Origin of the sequence: Paraburkholderia sediminicola (genome assembly GCF_046030555.1) — a bacterium.
Classification (GTDB): Bacteria; Pseudomonadota; Gammaproteobacteria; order Burkholderiales; family Burkholderiaceae; genus Paraburkholderia; species Paraburkholderia sediminicola_E.
In genome coordinates, this window is record NZ_JAQQCH010000004.1 from 291,762 (window position 1) to 307,721 (window position 15,960).

18 protein-coding genes are annotated in these 15,960 nt (G+C 63.4%); 10 read left to right on the forward strand and 8 right to left on the reverse strand.

Features of this window, described 5'->3' with window-relative positions; genetic code table 11:
- Positions 1-54: 54 nt before the first annotated feature.
- Complete coding sequence (locus PQQ52_RS08950; RefSeq protein ID WP_408209315.1) at positions 55-855, forward strand: SDR family NAD(P)-dependent oxidoreductase; 801 nt, start codon at positions 55-57, stop codon at positions 853-855.
- Positions 856-907: 52 nt separating this feature from the next.
- On the opposite strand, the gene thrS is transcribed toward PQQ52_RS08950, so the two are convergent.
- Positions 908-2,197 carry a threonine--tRNA ligase gene (thrS, locus tag PQQ52_RS08955; RefSeq protein WP_408209316.1) on the reverse strand — a complete coding sequence of 430 codons (1,290 nt, stop codon included), beginning with the start codon at positions 2,195-2,197 and terminating at the stop codon, positions 908-910.
- A gap of 542 nt (positions 2,198-2,739) precedes the next feature.
- Here thrS and PQQ52_RS08960 point away from each other — a divergent pair.
- Complete coding sequence (locus tag PQQ52_RS08960) at positions 2,740-3,225, forward strand: GNAT family N-acetyltransferase (RefSeq protein ID WP_408209318.1); 486 nt, start codon at positions 2,740-2,742, stop codon at positions 3,223-3,225.
- 43 nt (positions 3,226-3,268) lie between these two features.
- A complete protein-coding gene (locus tag PQQ52_RS08965; protein WP_408209321.1) occupies positions 3,269-3,595 on the forward strand; it encodes a low molecular weight protein tyrosine phosphatase family protein in 327 nt (108 codons plus the stop codon).
- 61 nt (positions 3,596-3,656) lie between these two features.
- Here the strand turns inward: PQQ52_RS08965 and PQQ52_RS08970 are convergent, their stop codons facing one another.
- From PQQ52_RS08970 to pdxR, 3 genes are all read right to left on the reverse strand, one after another.
- Positions 3,657-4,241, reverse strand: a complete 585-nt coding sequence (locus PQQ52_RS08970; protein ID WP_408209323.1) for a flavin reductase family protein — start codon at positions 4,239-4,241, stop codon at positions 3,657-3,659.
- Between the two features lie 189 nt (positions 4,242-4,430).
- The gene (locus PQQ52_RS08975) at positions 4,431-4,763 is read right to left on the reverse strand and encodes a hypothetical protein (RefSeq protein ID WP_408209325.1); all 333 of its coding nucleotides are present in this window, start codon (positions 4,761-4,763) and stop codon (positions 4,431-4,433) included.
- 253 nt (positions 4,764-5,016) lie between these two features.
- On the reverse strand, positions 5,017-6,510 hold the full coding sequence (gene pdxR, locus PQQ52_RS08980; protein WP_408209328.1) for a MocR-like pyridoxine biosynthesis transcription factor PdxR: 1,494 nt from the start codon (positions 6,508-6,510) through the stop codon (positions 5,017-5,019).
- A 108-nt stretch (positions 6,511-6,618) separates the two neighbouring features.
- Between pdxR and PQQ52_RS08985 the strand changes: the two genes are divergently transcribed.
- Complete coding sequence (locus tag PQQ52_RS08985; protein ID WP_408209331.1) at positions 6,619-7,359, forward strand: GNAT family N-acetyltransferase; 741 nt, start codon at positions 6,619-6,621, stop codon at positions 7,357-7,359.
- 161 nt (positions 7,360-7,520) lie between these two features.
- Here the strand turns inward: PQQ52_RS08985 and PQQ52_RS08990 are convergent, their stop codons facing one another.
- Together PQQ52_RS08990 and PQQ52_RS08995 are read right to left on the reverse strand one after the other, a co-directional pair.
- Positions 7,521-8,057, reverse strand: coding sequence for a GNAT family N-acetyltransferase (locus PQQ52_RS08990; protein WP_408209334.1), 537 nt, complete (start codon positions 8,055-8,057; stop codon positions 7,521-7,523).
- 138 nt (positions 8,058-8,195) lie between these two features.
- Positions 8,196-9,062: a LysR family transcriptional regulator gene (locus PQQ52_RS08995; protein ID WP_408209336.1), complete on the reverse strand. Its 867-nt coding sequence runs from the start codon at positions 9,060-9,062 to the stop codon at positions 8,196-8,198.
- A gap of 124 nt (positions 9,063-9,186) precedes the next feature.
- Here PQQ52_RS08995 and PQQ52_RS09000 point away from each other — a divergent pair, with 124 nt between their 5' ends.
- The 6 genes from PQQ52_RS09000 (at position 9,187) to PQQ52_RS09025 (ending at position 14,201) form a co-directional block, all read left to right on the forward strand.
- The gene (locus PQQ52_RS09000) at positions 9,187-10,131 is read left to right on the forward strand and encodes an AEC family transporter (protein WP_408209339.1); all 945 of its coding nucleotides are present in this window, start codon (positions 9,187-9,189) and stop codon (positions 10,129-10,131) included.
- Positions 10,132-10,335: 204 nt separating this feature from the next.
- Positions 10,336-11,175 (forward strand): AraC family transcriptional regulator, encoded by an 840-nt coding sequence (locus tag PQQ52_RS09005; protein WP_408209342.1) that lies wholly within the window; start codon positions 10,336-10,338, stop codon positions 11,173-11,175.
- Between the two features lie 168 nt (positions 11,176-11,343).
- The gene (locus PQQ52_RS09010; protein WP_408209345.1) at positions 11,344-12,309 is read left to right on the forward strand and encodes a quinone oxidoreductase family protein; all 966 of its coding nucleotides are present in this window, start codon (positions 11,344-11,346) and stop codon (positions 12,307-12,309) included.
- 55 nt (positions 12,310-12,364) lie between these two features.
- Positions 12,365-12,541 (forward strand): DUF1427 family protein, encoded by a 177-nt coding sequence (locus PQQ52_RS09015; protein ID WP_408209348.1) that lies wholly within the window; start codon positions 12,365-12,367, stop codon positions 12,539-12,541.
- 170 nt (positions 12,542-12,711) lie between these two features.
- Complete coding sequence (locus tag PQQ52_RS09020) at positions 12,712-13,290, forward strand: DUF4337 domain-containing protein (protein ID WP_408209351.1); 579 nt, start codon at positions 12,712-12,714, stop codon at positions 13,288-13,290.
- 221 nt (positions 13,291-13,511) lie between these two features.
- On the forward strand, positions 13,512-14,201 hold the full coding sequence (locus PQQ52_RS09025) for a class I SAM-dependent methyltransferase (RefSeq protein WP_408209354.1): 690 nt from the start codon (positions 13,512-13,514) through the stop codon (positions 14,199-14,201).
- 39 nt (positions 14,202-14,240) lie between these two features.
- On the opposite strand, the gene PQQ52_RS09030 is transcribed toward PQQ52_RS09025, so the two are convergent.
- Positions 14,241-15,518, reverse strand: coding sequence for an RNA polymerase sigma factor (locus PQQ52_RS09030; protein WP_408209357.1), 1,278 nt, complete (start codon positions 15,516-15,518; stop codon positions 14,241-14,243).
- 4 nt (positions 15,519-15,522) lie between these two features.
- Complete coding sequence (locus PQQ52_RS09035) at positions 15,523-15,930, reverse strand: VOC family protein (RefSeq protein WP_408209360.1); 408 nt, start codon at positions 15,928-15,930, stop codon at positions 15,523-15,525.
- Positions 15,931-15,960: the final 30 nt, after the last annotated feature.

Consider the following 15,960-nt stretch of genomic DNA (forward strand, 5'->3'; position numbering starts at 1 on the left):
GTCTTTTTTCAAACCCGTTTCTTTCCGCTGTTTCCAATCATTCGAGAGTTCGCAGTGAATCTGATTACTGAAACTTCCCGCCGTAGCCAGTCTTCCCTCACTCATCCGCGCGTCGCGCTCGTCACCGGCGGCGGCGCCGGCATCGGTGCGGCCATTTCGCAGCAGCTTGCTGAATCCGGGCACATCGTCTTCATTGGCGACATCAACGGGCATGCTGCGAACGATCTCGCCGGCTCACTGTGCGCAGCCGGGCACGAAGCGTATGCCATGCAGCTTGACGTGTCGGCGCCAGCGTCGATCGATGCGGCGTTTAGCACGATCGAGAGCCAGTTCGGCCGCTGCGACATCCTGGTGAACAATGCCGGCATCGCGAAGACATTTCCGTTTCTCGACTATCCGGTCGAACATTGGCGCAAGGTCTTCGAGGTGAACGTCACTGGGCCGATGCTGTGCGGCCAGCACGCTGCGCGGCTGATGCGCAAGAACGGCTGGGGACGGATTGTGAATATCGCGTCCGTCAGCGGACTGCGGGCGAGTTCGGGACGCACCGCCTACGGCACGTCGAAGGCCGCGGTGGTCGGCCTGACGCGACAGATGGCGATCGAGCTCGCCGAATACGGCATCACGACCAACGGCGTCGCGCCGGGGCCGATCGACACGCCGATGACCCTCGATCTGCATTCGCAAGTCGCGCGCGACAATTACACGCGCGCGGTGCCAGCGAAGCGCTATGGCGTCCCTGCGGAAATCGCCGCGGTGGTCCAATTCCTGTGCTCCGAACAGGCGTCGTATGTGAATGGCCAGACGGTGCCGGTGGATGGTGGCTTCATGGCGGCCGGGGTATTGGAGATCTAAGGGGCCGCCATCACCGGCGGCAAACACACGCCAACCGGTGATGGACTATCCGTCATAGCGTGGATCGCAACGGAGGCGGCAGCCCAGCCAGCCGCAAATGTTCGACACCCTCCGCAAGCGCAAGCGTCGACTGCTGCCCGTCGCGCATACGGATGCTGATCGTCCGGTCGCGCTCATCGCGCGAACCTACCGCCACAAAAATCGGCACCTGCTTTTCGCGTGCGTCGACGATCTTCTTCTCCAATCGTTCCGGTCGACCGTCGAGTAGCACTCTGATGCCGGCGTCGTCGAGCGCTTGCATCACTTCTTGCGCGTAGGCCGCGTTCGCATCGCTGATCGTCGCCACCGCGACCTGCTCGGGCGCGAGCCAGACCGGCAACCATCCTTCGTGGTGTTCGAGCAGCATCGCGATGAAACGCTCCATACTGCCGAGCACGGCGTGATGAATCATCACGCCGTGCTCGCGTTCGTTGCGCTCGTTGACGAACTCCGCGTCGAGCCGCTCGGGCAGCACAAAATCGAGCTGGATCGTGCCGCATTGCCAACTGCGTTCGCGGCTGTCCTTCAGATGAAACTCCAGTTTCGGGCCGTAAAAAGCGCCCTCGCCTTCGAGTACGTCGAATTCGAGGCCCGCCGCACGCGCAGCATTGGCGAGCGCCTCTTCCGCGCGATCCCACGTTTGATCGTTGCCCGCGCGCATCGCGGGCCGCGTGGCGAGCGCTACTTTGAAGTCAGGGAAACCGAGGTCCGCATAGACAGCACGCAACAGCGAACAGAAGCGGCCAACTTCGGCCTCGATATGCGCCTCCGTGCAGAACACATGCGCATCGTCCTGCACGAACGCACGCGTACGCTTGAGCCCTTCAAGCGACCCGGAAGGTTCATCACGATGACATGCGCCAAACTCGCTATAGCGAACTGGTAACTCGCGATACGACCGCACGCGCTGGTTGAACACTTGCACGTGACACGGACAACTCATCGGCTTCAGACACAACACGCGCCCCTCTTCCGTATCGCATGGTTCCGCGGCGCCTTGTTCCACCGGGCCTTGTTGCGCGTCGGCAAACGAATACATCGCCGCACCGAACTTCTCCCAATGGCCGCTTTTCTCCCACAACGAGCGCGCCAGCAATTGCGGCGTACGGATCTCGCGAAAACCCGCGCGCCGCATGCGGGCGCGAATATAGTCTTCCAGCAAGCGGTACAGCTCCCAGCCGCGTGGGTGCCAGAAAACCATGCCGGGACCTTCTTCCTGCTGATGGAAGAGGTCGAGTTTATTGCCCAGTACACGATGATCGATGTCGTTCACAGTCACGCTCCGTTTGGTTTGATGTTGCAAATGCTGCAGATCGATGCCGCAAACGGAGGTCCAGAAACGCCAAAGGCCCCGTCCGTTTCCGGCGGGGCCTTTGGTGGTCTGCCACTGCTTCGTACTTCTAGCGTGCGCAACCTCCAGACGACCCGCCGGTGAAGGTGGTCGTCGTGGTGGTGACGGCAGCGAAGGGAATCGAGTGGAAGTCCATGGATCGACAGTAAACGATTTTGCGAGGGGACGTCAATCGTAATTTCGACGAACGAATGTGCGCGCTGTTATTGCTGGCCGCAGCCGATATCGCCTTCTACGCAGTGCAATTGTTCGTCTAGTAGTTTGGTTTGTGCTTCTGTGAGGCGACTCAGGCAATATGCATGAATCATCGGCTGGGCGCTGTACGGTGTCGACGACGAAGTCAGGAACTCGCATTGCGCGTCGCGATAGGTAACCCCCTGCCGGCGCTCGCTGGCCTGGGCAGTAGAATAAACGACACGAAGCATGTTTGATCCGATGCGTACGCGTACTCGCCAAACTTCGATCCGCACCATAAACCGACCGAGCACCTCATCTTGACCATCCACATTCGCCCCGCCCACGCACCCGACGCCGCCCTGATTCTCCGCTTCATCACCGAACTCGCGGTGTATGAAAAAGCGGAACACGAAGTTGTGGCTACCGTTAGCGACATCGAAGCGAGCCTGTTCTCCGCCACGTCCGCCGCGAAGGCTTTGATCTGCGAAATAAACGGTGAGCCGATCGGCTTCTGCGTGTACTTCTTTTCCTATTCGACGTGGCTCGGCAAACAAGGGCTTTATCTGGAAGACCTGTATATATCGCCGACATCGCGTGGCAGCGGCGCCGGCAAACAGATGCTTCGCCACCTCGCGCAAATTGCATGCGAAACAGGCTGTGGGCGCTTCGAATGGAGCGTGCTCGACTGGAACGAGCCGGCAATCGGCTTCTACGAATCAATCGGCGCGAGCGCGCAAAGCGAATGGGTCCGCTACCGGCTGGCGGGCGATGCGCTCACGGCGTTTGCCGATGGGAATACGTGAGACGCGTTTGCCCCCGAACGGAAACCTGGCCAGGTAGTCAGTGATGCGCGCTTTGTTTGTCTGTAGCAAGAACCGCCTGCGCAGCCCGACGGCCGAGCAGGTATTCGCTGCCTGGCCCAACGTCGAAACCGATTCGGCCGGACTCGGTGCGGATGCCGACGTGCCGCTTTCGTCCGAGCAGCTTCGCTGGGCCGACGTCGTCTTCGTCATGGAGAAAGCGCATCGAGCGCGGCTATCGGCGAAATTCCGTGCGTGTCTGAATGGCAAAAAAGTGATTTGCCTCGACATCCCCGACGACTATGCGTTCATGCAGCCCGAACTCGTCGCGCTGCTGGAACAGAAAGCCGGTAAATTTCTGCGACAGAAATAGCGGGCGTAGCGAGTGGGTGCAGCGGGCACCCGCAACATGCTGGCGCGCCGCCACAGACCTATTAATCTGCCGCGCCGTTCACTACCGGGTCAACCTCAAACGCGTCGCCGGTGGCGAAGAACGTCCCGCCCGCCACGTAGTGGCACGTGCGCAGATCAGGGTCGTCGCCGAAGTGCCAGCGATTGTTCGAATACACGCGGCTGTCCGCGTAGGCCGCGACCACTTCGCCGATGATCAGATCGTGCCGTTGGCTATCGTCCGGAATGACCTTGCATTCCATCCACGTGATGCAGCCGGCTAGCATTGGCACATCGATTTCTTGTGCGGGGAACGTCTCGAGGTCGAAGGCCGAAAACTTGTCGATTTCGGCGCCTGCGTTCGAGCCCACCGCCAGCGTCTGCGCGGCGAACCCGCGGCTCGGCAATTGGAGCCCGAACACGCCGCTCGCTTCGATCAGTTGCCGCGTGAGCGTGCGGCTGTCTACCACCACAACGACTTTCGGCGGGGTGAAATCGAGCGGCATCGCCCACGATGCCGCCATCACGTTCGAGCGGCCGCCATGCGCGCTGGTGATGATCGTGACCGGCCCATGATTCAGTAACTGCGTTGCCCGCGACAAGGCCACGGGTTCTCGTGTGACTTTCATACGTGCTTTTCCGCTTCGAATGGATCAGGCAGATTGTAGCGGGGACGCGCAAGCCGCCGCACATACCACCGCAGAGGTCGAGGGTCGTCAAGTGGGATTTGCTGCCGGTAGGCCAACATGGCGTATCGACAATACTGGCAGAGATCGCTGGGCGGCAGCGGGTAAGCCGCCGCCCAGGCATTCAGTCAGTCAATGTGGGGCTTTGCCGTTCGGGATGGCGTCCAGCGGTTTGTGCTGTTCCTCGCCGAGCCCTGGGAAAAATGCGTTCCATGCGGCGCGCACGCCCTGAGCGGCGGTGGCCTCCGCGGCGATCGATTCGGTCTCGCCTTCGGCAGCCTTCGCTGGATCGGCGGACAGGCCACGCCAGTGTGTGAAGACCAGCAGCGGTTTCTCAGTCCATATCCCGTCGCCGTACTTCGCAAATGCCGTGTCCCCGCTCGTCAACTGCACTTCGTACCAGCCTTCACGGACAGGCGTGTGAGCGGCGAGCTCAAACCACGCAGTCGGTTCGATTTCCTTCATGTCGTCTCCGGTCGGATAGATCGTCATAGATAACCACAACAAAGGCATTCTTCATGCCCGAACTCGATAGCGGCCCGGCGGGCGAACGCCGCACGTCACGCGATGTTGCACGCCTGCAGGCTGGGCATGACCTGCGGGCGATTCGTCGATATCGCGTACTTCCAAATCGCCGCGCATAAATGACACGATAGCGCGACATGGGTCACGCGGACAAACGTAAAAACTTACACGGCGCGTCTGGCGGCCGCCAGCCTTACCGACCGCTGCCCGACTCGCACGCCATCTCGCGCACCAGCTCGGCCAGAACGCGGACAGCGAGCGTCAGTTGCTCGGCCGGCGTGCTGCCGTAGCCGATCACCAGGCCGTTCGCCTCCTCGCGCTGCTGCAACGCAAAACCCGAAAGCGCACGCGGGTTCAGCCGCCTGGCAAGCGCGCGTTCAGCGAGGGTCCGATCGGAAATGTGCGGCGGCAAGCGAAGCGTCAGATGCATGCCGCAATTGCCGCCCAGAATCTGCGACGGCGCGAAATGTGCGGCGAGCGCATCGCGCAACGCTTGCTGGCGCTCACGATACAAACGCCGCATGCGACCCAGATGCCGTCCAAACTCGCCGTTGTCGATGAAATGCGCCAGCGCCAACTGCTCCAGCCGATGCCCGCCGCGCAGCATTTCCTGCATCGCAACTGCCGTGTGCGCCGCGATGACGCGCGGCAGCACCACGAAACCGATGCGCAGCGCCGGAAACATCGTTTTGCTGAATGAGCCGACGTACAACACCGGCGCATCCTCCACCAAGCCTTGCATGCTGGCGATCGGCTCGCCGGTATGACGGAATTCGCCGTCGTAGTCGTCTTCGATCAGCCAGGCGCCGCAGCGCCGCGCCTGCGCGATCAGCTCCAGGCGGCGCGCCACCGACAACACCGAACCGGTCGGATACTGATGCGCGGGGGAGGTGTAGATCAGCTTCGGCGTATGCGTCTGCCACGCGTCGGGCGGTACGGCGATACCCTCGGGATCGACCGGTATCGGCACCATGGTCAAGTCGCCAAGATTGAACGCGGCCTTGGCGCCGCGATAGCCCGGATCTTCGACCCAGGCGATGTCGCCAGGATTCGTGAACAGCCGCACGCACAGGTTCAGCGCTTCCTGGGCGCCTTCGGTGATCACGACCTGCGAGCCCTCGCAGCGCACGCCGCGCGCCATCCGCAGATGCGCGGCGATCGCGTCGCGCAACGCCGGTTCGCCCGTCGGTGCGCCGTAGCCAAGCGCGAGGGGCAACGCGTGTTCCATCGAACGTTCTAGCGCGCGCCGCCAGGCGGCCAGCGGAAAGCGGTCCAGCGCGGGCGTGCCCGGTGTGAGCGGCAAGGTGTCGTCGGCGTGGGTGCGCGTCGCCGCAAACTGCTCGACGCGCGCCGCGTAGGCAACCTCTGGCGCGGCCGACGGCGTCTGCGGCTCACCCCGTGCGGCGGGGCTGGAGAGCGGACTCACGCGCGTGCCCTTTTTTTCGGCCACCACATAGCCGACCGCGGCCAGATGCTCGTAAGCGATCACCACCGTGTTTCGTGATACGCCCATCTCGGCAGCCAGCAAGCGCGACGAAGGCAGCAGCGAGCCTGCCGGCAAACGGCCTGCGAGAATCGCCTGCTGCAAACGCTCGATCAGTTGTTTTTGCAGCGGCGCGGACTTTTCGCCGTTCCTGGCAGCAGCCGCGGCGGCCGGGGTGGTAAGGGGGCCAATGATCTCGATCATGTCGGCTGGACCTATCAAATACTCTTCCCGTGGATCTTTTTAACATACCACGTTTGCCGTATTGTTCTCCATAACCGACGATCGTCCACGACTAACAGGAGAGCAGGCATGGAACCCAGACGCAACGCATTCGAGCAGCCGATCGGCGCTCCCGTCCCGGGCTGGAAAGGCGCCCAGGCACCCGGCCGCGAGCCGCTGGTGGGCAGCTATTGCCGGATCGAACCGGTGGATGTCGAACGCCATGCGGCCGACCTGTACGAAGCCTACAGTTCGGCGCCCGATGGCCGCGACTGGACCTACCTGAACGTCGGGCCGTTCGAGAGCCTCGCCGCATATCGCGAGCATCTGACGCGCATGGCCGCGTCGCCTGATCCGTTGCACCACGCGGTGATCGATCTGGCGACCGGCAAGGCAGTCGGCACGCTGGCGTTGATGCGCATCGACCGCACGAACGGCGTGATCGAAGTCGGGCACGTCACCTATTCGCCGCGCCTGAAGCGCACGCGCATCGCCACCGAAGCGATGTTCCTGCTGATGAACCACGTGTTCGACGACCTCGGCTATCGCCGCTTCGAATGGAAGTGCGATTCGCTGAATGGACCGTCACGCACAGCAGCATTGCGCTATGGCTTTACGTTCGAGGGGATCTTCCGGCAAGCGATCGTGTATCACGACCGCAATCGCGATACCGCGTGGTTTTCGATCATCGACAGCGAATGGCCCGCGCTACGTCCGAGCTATGTGCGCTGGCTCGATGCTGGCAACTTCGACGCGCAGGGCAAGCAGGTTGAGCGGCTGGTGGACCTGATCGCACGGCAGCGGGCGGCGGCGAGCGAGAGCGGTCAATAAGGCAGCCGGGGTGCGCGGGTCGGTTGCAGGTTGGTGCGCGGGTCGGTTGCATGCCGGCGAGCGGGCCAGCCTGCAACCGGCTCGACAATTTCGAGGCTTCGCAGGCTGACGAGACTTAAGCGACTTAAGCGACTTCAGATGACGACGTGCCGCGCGGCGAATCAGGCAACGCTTGCCGCTCGCCGCAGCACGATGGTCGGCTTGCCTTTGTATGTCGTGCGGTGCTGTTCGCGGTAACCGCACTTGTGCGCGACATTCAGTGACGGCTGGTTTTCCGGCGCGATGATGCAGGCGGTGTCGCCGTACGGCCAATGCGCATCGGCCCAAATGAGTGCGGCGCGCACCGCTTCGGTCGCATAGCCGCGGTTGTGCATGGCGGGGTCCAGTGCCCAGCCGATTTCTGGTGTATCCATCAACGAAGGCTCGATCTCACGGTGATAGTCGGCGAAGCCGACTTCGCCCAGGAAGCGGCCGCTATCCTTTTCCCGTACCACCCAGTAACCGTATCCCAGCATCGCCCAATGTCCGGCGTAGCGCAGCAGGCGCGCCCAGACTTCTTCGCGCGTGAACGGCTTGCCGCCGATATAGCGGATCACCTCGGGATCGGACCACATCGCATAGCTCTCGAGGAAATCGTCGCGCGTATGTGGACGCATGATCAGGCGGTCGGTGGTGAGGAGCGTGGGGTGGGTGGGCATAGGCGGGCTGATGGTTGGCGCAAACGCTTGGGGTTAAGAGGCGTCGAAGCGTGCCTGGGATGATCGCAGATTTTTTGCGCGCCAGGTTCGATGCCAAAATCCTGGCGGCGCTCGCGCCGCGCATCAATGCTTCCCCCCTCACGCCAGCTCAAGAAACCGCGCCAGACACGGGTTACGATTCGCCGGCGACCACGCCAGCACCTGCTCGATCAGCGGCGCATCGATCAGCGGCCGGAACACCACACCCGCGAGTTGTGCCTTGCGCATTGAGGCCGGCACCAGCGCCACCCCCACGTCTTCATCGACAAGACTGAGCACGGTCTGCTGCAACTGCACTTCGAAGCGGATATCCGGTTCGAAGCCGCCCGAACGGCAATGCTCAAGGATCGTCGCGCGCAACGTGGGAGCGACTTCTTCGGACGCCAGCACGAACGGCTCGCCCGCCAGTTGCGCGATCTTCAACCGCCGCGCGCGTGCACGCGGATGGCTGCGCGACAACGCAACACACAGCGGTTCGCGCAGGATTGTCCGCGTCGCGATGCCCTTGTCGGGCACGTTCGGAAACATGATCGCCGCGTCGATCTGGCCGGCCAGCAGTTGCGCGGCCAGGTCGTTCGAGACGACCTCGCGCAGATTCAATGCGACCTCGGGAAACACGGCGCCGAAAACACGCGCATAGCCGGGCACGACGTTGTACGCGGCACACATCGTGAAGCCGATAGTGAGCTTGCCGGCATCTCCGTGCGCGGCGGCTCGCGCGTTGCTGACCGCCTGCTCCACCGACGCGAGGATGGCCTTCGCATCGACGTAAAAGCGCTCGCCTGCCGCGGTCAGCGTGACGCTGCGTGGACTGCGTTCGAGCAACGTCACGCCCAGGCTCGCCTCCAGTGCCGCCAGTTGCCGGCTCAACGGCGGCTGCGATAGATTCAGGCGTGCCGCCGCGCGGCCAAAATGGCGCATCTCGGCGAGTGTCACGAAGTAGCGTAGCGGCTTGATATCGATCACGACGCCCTCAGGCTGAATGATGATGCAAAAAAGGTATTGTTGAAGGCGAAAAACAGTATTGGATTGTATCAACGCGAGCCACTACGCTGGCGCATTGCTCTGTCCGCCCACGCCTTTTGCACCGATGTTAGCCACTCTTGAGATTCTGCTTCCCGTATTCGGCCTGATTGTCGCGGGCTTTGCATGCCGCCGGCGCGGCGTGCTCGGACCGAACTGCGCGTCCGAGCTGAACCGCTTCGTGGTCTGGCTGGCGCTGCCGGCCCTGCTGTTCGACACGATGGCGCATGCCACGTGGCAGCAGCTCTATCAGCCGGCCTTCGTCGCGGCATTTTCGATCGGGTGCATCGGCGTGTTTCTGCCGATTCTCGTCGTACGCATGATGAGCGGCCGGCATCTGGCCGATGCGAGCGTCGACGCGATTGCGGCCTCGTATCCGAACACCGGCTACATCGGTTTTCCGCTTGGCGTGATCGCGTTTGGCTCAGCCAGCCTGACGCCGACCACGATCGCCACGATCCTCGTCGCGTGCGTGCTGTTTGCGCTTGCCATTGTGCTGATCGAAGTCGGCTTACAGACCGAACGCACGCCGCACAAGCTGGGTTTGAAAGTGCTGGGTTCGCTGGCGCGCAATCCGCTGATCGTGTCGCCGATCGCGGGCGTGCTGTTCGCGAGCACCCACGTCGCGTTGCCGCACAGTGCGGAGACCTTTCTGAAACTGTTGAGCGGCGCCGCGAGTCCCTGCGCACTGGTGAGCCTCGGTTTGTTCCTCGCGGAAAAGCGTCCATCCGAAGCCGGCGCGCACGGCATCTCGTTGCTGCTGACCGGCGTCAAGCTGCTGGCGCAGCCGGCGCTGACCTGGTGGCTCGCGGCGCGCGTGTTCGGGCTCTCTCCCGCGCTGGTCGAGATGGCCGTCGTGCTGGCCGCGCTGCCCACCGGCACCGGCCCGTTCATGCTGGCTGAGTTTTACCAGCGTGAGGCGCACATCACGTCGCGCACGATTTTGCTGTCGACGGTCGGGTCGGTGGTGACCCTGTCGTTACTGCTGATGGTGATGGGACATCGCACGTAAGCGGGCCGGGGCACCGTGCCCCTAAACACCCTCAGCGCTGTTGCACGCACCTGAGCCGGCGTCGCCGCCGCCCGGCAGCCGACCGCTCATCCGGTTGCGGAACGTGGCAATATCCACCGCCCCACGCCTCGCGCTATGCTTTGCACACGGACCGCCAAGGTCCGCAATCTCCATGCGCGACCGCGAACAGCGAGCCGAACCGCCGTGCCCAAAGCCCGCCCACCCGAACTCCACGACGACGACAACGCCCGCTCGCTCGCGCGGCGCTACCCGCGTGGGCTGCGCATCGACCCGCATTCGCATACGTGGGCGCAAGTGCTGTATGCGGTATCGGGCGTGATGTGGGTAGAAACCGGCCGCGAAGCGCTGGTCGTGCCGCCTCAGCGTGCGGTCTGGCTTCCAGCCGGCACGGTCCACTCTATCCACATGATGAGCGAAGTGGAGATGCGCAATATCTATCTCCACGAGCGCAACGTCGGCCATCTGAGCCGGCGCAGCGACGTGTTCGAGATCAACGGCCTGCTGCGCGAACTCATCACATCGATTGCGGAATACGAGCACACCCATGCTCGCGACGAAACCTATCTCGAAGCCGCGTATCGCCTCGCGATGCTGGAGCTGGCGCACGCGCCGCGCTCGTCGCTACGCATCGCGCTGCCCGATGCGTCGGACCGGCGGCTCGATGCACTGTGTCGTGCGGTGATCGACAACCCATCGAACGCGATCAGCTTCGAGCAGCATGCAGCATCGGTCGGCGCCAGCGTGCGCACACTGGCGCGTCTCTTCACGCGGGAGTTGGGCGTCGGCTTTGCCGAATGGCGGCGCCAGGTGCAACTGGCGGTGGCCGTGTCCGGCCTCGCCGAAGGACGCCCGGTCAGCAACATCGCGCACTCGCTCGGTTTCCGGCCGAGCAGCTTCAGCGACATGTTCAGGCGCGAGTTAGGGGCGGCGCCAAGCGGCTTCGACCCGAGCGCGACCCTCAACGAGGCAGTTTCCGAAGCTTCGCTGGAGCAGGCGCAAGACAAACTGCACCCTGAAAGGTGAGCCCTTCGCGCTGACGGCCAAACGGCGACTGGCGCGGTCGGTAAGCTAACCCACAGCACGTTTTGTCCGAAATTCGAAAGTCTTTGTCTCAACGCCTTCGTACCCGCCATCTAGACTACGGTCATTGGCTGCACGACGCAGCGAACGACCCGACAGGAGTGACACGCAATGAAAGCGATCCAGTTCAAGACTTTTGGCAATCCCGACGTGCTCGAGTACATCGATCTGCCGACGCCCCAAGCCGACGCGGACAGCGCCGTCGTGCAGGTCAAGGCGGCTTCGGTGAATCCGAGCGACGTCAAGAACGTGGCCGGCCACTTCGACCATACGGCACTGCCGCGCACGCCTGGCCGCGACTTCAGCGGCGTCGTGGTGGACGGCCCACAGGCATGGCTCGGCGCCGAAGTCTGGGGCACCGGCGGCGACATCGGCTTCACACGCGACGGCACGCACGCCGGGTTCATCAAGATTCCGCTCGCCGCCCTGTCGCGCAAACCGGCCACGCTCAGTCATGCCGAAGCCTCCGCGATCGGCGTGAACTTCGTGGTCGCGTGGCTCGGCACAATCGAGTACGCGCACCTGCAAGCGGGCGAAACGATTGCTGTGATTGGTGCAGGCGGTGGCGTCGGCGGCGCGGTGGTGCAGATCGCGAAAGCGCGGGGCGCTCGCGTGATCGCCATCGACCGTCATCCGCTTTCTGCCGATACGCCCGCGGGCCGCCTGATCGACGACTACGTTCCCTTCGACGAAAACGTCACCGCGCGCCTGAAGGCATTGACCGGCGGCGCCGGCGCGGACGTGGTGTACGACTCGGTCGGCGGCGTCGCGTTCGAGACCGCGCTGAGCCTCGCCAAACGCCGTGGCCGGGTGCTGGAAATCAGCGCCACGGCTAAGCGCCGCGTGGAATTCGACCTGATCGACTTCTATCACAACGAAACGCAACTGCTCGGCGTGGACAGCGCCAAGCTGGGCGTCGCCGAATCGGCACCGTTGATGACGGCGCTAGTGGAAGGCTTCGAAAGCGGCAAGCTGCAAGCGCCGGCCATCGCGCAGGCATTCCCGCTCGAACGGGCACGCGAAGCCTACGAGGCGGTGGCCGCCGGCACGCGCGGCCGCGTCGTCATCACGATGTAATTGCCGAAACGACCGGCGGGCGTGGCAGCCCGCATTTCAGATGGGTAGGACAAACATGAAAGCGTATTTGATCTCGCTCGTTGCCGGCGTCGTGGTCGGTTTGGTCTACAGCGTGATGCAGGTGAAATCGCCCGCGCCGCCGACGGTTGCTCTGGTCGGGTTGCTCGGCATGCTCGCCGGCGAGCACGTGATCCCGTTCGTACGGACATGGCTGGCCGCAGGCATTCATTGACGTCGCTCGTTGGCGTCTCCTCCCGCGATACCTTTTCCATCACCGGGCACCTCACGCTAAGATTGAGCCCGCCGGGCCGGCGCCCCGCGTAAGCAGCGCTGCCCGCGCATGTGTCGTCATCATGCGCGCCGCCCGAAAGACCACAAGAAAAGCTTCGCTCGGAGAATCAGATGTCTGAAGAATATGAAGTGCATGGTCCGCACGACCATGCGGTTGAACACGCCGGCCACCACGACGCCGATCCCTTTGCGAGCCGCATGGCCGTGATGACGGCGATCCTCGCGACGATCGGCGCGCTGTGCGCCTACCAGAGCGGCAACAGCGAAAATCTGGCGCTGTACTACAAGAACGAAGCCGCCATCAAGAAGACCGAGGCGTCCAATCAATGGAACTACTACCAGGCCAAGGGCGAGAAAGAAAATCTCGCGGAACTCGGCGCTGCGCTGTCGCTCGGCAATGCCGATGCACATGCAAAATTCCTCGCCGACGTCGACAAATACAAGCAGCAAAAAGAGCCGATCCGCACGAAGGCTGAAGCAATCGAAAAGGACGTCGTGGACAACGACGCTAAAAGTGAAGCGCTGCTGCACGGCCATCATCGCTGGGCGCAGGCCACGACCTTGATTCAGGTTGCGATCGCCTTGTCCGCGATCACATTGCTGACCCGCAAGAAATGGCTGCGCAATCTCTCGTTCGGTATTGCGGCGGCGGGCGTGGTCACTGCGGCTGTGGCGTTCTTTTCGGCTTGATCGTCGAGTTGGGCAGGCATAGATGAATCGGCAGGTCTTTTATCTCGGATACGCTTCGCGTCGCTCCTAAAACCCTCCGCCCGCCACCTTGTCGTAGATCAAAGACACACGGATTGGATGCTCGCCAGTCCAACTTTCATGACATTAATTAAGGACGTCGCGACCTCACGTCGCGCATCCGCGCCGCTGCATCTGGCGCAACCTGTCATGGAAGATTCAACATGAATGCATCCCCGGACGCAGCAGGCGAGCTCGTCGCCAATCTCGACGAAAGTGTTCTGCTTCCGCAACTCGCCTGCCCGTCAGGCGAGATCGGCGTGGCAGTCGGCGACATGCTCGAGCGCACAAACCTGGCTATCATCGACGCGTCTTTCGACCTGCTCGACCTGCACGCGAATGAGCGGATTCTCGAGATCGGCCTGGGCAACGGCGGTCATATCGCATCGGTATTGGATCAGGCGGCAGGGCTCCGCTACACCGGCATCGATCTATCGCCGACCATGATCGCCGAAGCGCGCCGCCGCAACGCGGCCTTCGTCCGCGATGGCCGCGCGTGGCTCGAAACGGCCGACGTCATGTCCTTGCCCTTCGCCGCCGGCTTATTCGACAAAGCCATTGCGATCAACACGACGTATTTTTGGCCCGATCTGATCGCCAGCCTGAAGGAAACGCGTCGCGTGTTGCGCGCGGGCGGCGTGCTGGTGATCGCGGCCGTCACACCCGAGGCCGCCGCAGAGATGCCGTTCGCCAAATATGGCTTCACCGTCGACAATGCCGCCGCACTGGAAGCGGCCTGCATCGCCGCCGGCTTCGGGCAGGTAGGCATCACGCGTTACGTCGAGCCGTTGCTCGATCCGCCGCAAGAGTTCGGCGCACGCGAGTTTTATCTGCTGTGGGCCTGCGCCGACTGAGGCGGCGCTAAACCGCGCAGAGTCGGCGTCCGGCAGCCCTCAATGTGCAATGCCGCGAGCGGCACGCTCGAGCAACAGCTCGCGCTCGCGCGCGTTGCGCGTCATGGCGGCCGCGCGTTCGAATTCGGCGCGCGCCTCTTCCACGCGGCCTAGTTTCTCCAACAGATCGCCGCGCACGCTCGGCAACCAGTGATAATTGGCGAGCGCGGCATCGGCTGCTAGCGCGTCGACGATTTCCAGACCGGCGGCCGGTCCGAATGCCATGCCGACTGCCACGGCCCGGTTCAGCTCGACCACCGGCGAAGGCGCCACCTGCGCCAGCGCGTCGTACAAGGCGACGATCTGCGCCCAGTCGGTCTCTTCAGCGCGGCGAGCGCGCGCATGACACGCGGCCAGCGCCGCCTGCAATGCATACGCGCCGCTCGCGCCGCCCAACGCATGCGAGGCGCCGAGCGCGGCCAGCCCGCGGCGGATCAGCAGCGGGTCCCAGCGGCTGCGGTCCTGATCGAGCAGCAGCACCGGCCTGCCTTCGGCATCCGTGCGCGCATGCGTGCGCGACGCCTGGATTTCCATCAACGCGACGAGACCATGCACTTCGCTTTCGTCAGGCACGAGCCCGCTCAGCACGCGTCCAAGCCGCAGCGCTTCCTCACACAATGCCGGGCGCATCCAGTCGTCGCCGCCGGTGGCCGAATAGCCTTCGTTGAAAATCAGATAGATCACCTGCAGCACCGATGCGAGCCGCGGCGCACGCGCATCCGCTTGCGGCACCTCGAACGGCACCTTGGCCGCCGACAGCGTGCGCTTGGCCCGCACGATGCGCTGCGCGATGGTCGGCTCGGGCACGAGAAACGCGCGGGCGATTTCGTCCGTGGTGAGGCCACCGAGCAAACGTAGCGTCAGCGCGACGCGTGCGTCGGTGGACAGCACCGGATGGCACGCCGTGAACACCAGCCGCAGCAGATCGTCGCCGATATCGTCGGCACGCGCGGCATCGAGGGTATCGACGAAATCCGGCACGAGGTGCGCCTCCTGTGCGTCGAGATCGTGGCCTAGTTCCTCGCGCTTGCGGGCATGCAACGCTTCCTGGCGCAAGCGGTCGAGGGCACGGTTCTTCGCGGTCGCCATCAGCCACGCTCCCGGATTGTCGGGTACGCCCGCGTCCGGCCAATGTTCCAGCGCCGACACCAGCGCGTCCTGCGCCAGTTCTTCGGCGAGCCCCACGTCGCGCACGATCCGTGCGACGTGGGCGATGACCTTGGCGGATTCGATCCGCCAGACTGCCTCGATGGCACGATGGATGGCCGGTGTCGTCACGGGATCAGCCCGCTGCCTTGGCGTTCGGATCCATGTAGATCAGCTCCCAGATGTGTCCGTCGATATCTTCGAAGCCGTGTCCGTACATGAAGCCGTAGTCCTGGGGCGCGCGCGGCACCGTGCCGCCGGCGGCAAGCGCCTTCGCCACCAGCGCATCCACCTCGCCCCGGCTCTCGCACGACAGGCCCAACAGCGCCTCCGTGCTTTCCTTCGGATTGCAGAGCGACTTGCGCGTGAAGGATTTGAACAGGTCCTTGACCAGCAGCATCGCGAACAGATTCTCGCCGAGGACCAGACACGCGGCCTGCTCGTTGGTAAATTGCGGCTCGAAGCTGAAACCGATCGTGCTGAAGAATGCCTTCGACCGTTCGAGATTGTCGACCGCGAGATTGACGTAGATCTGCTTATGCATGACGAAATCCATTGATCCAGTTGTCTGCTC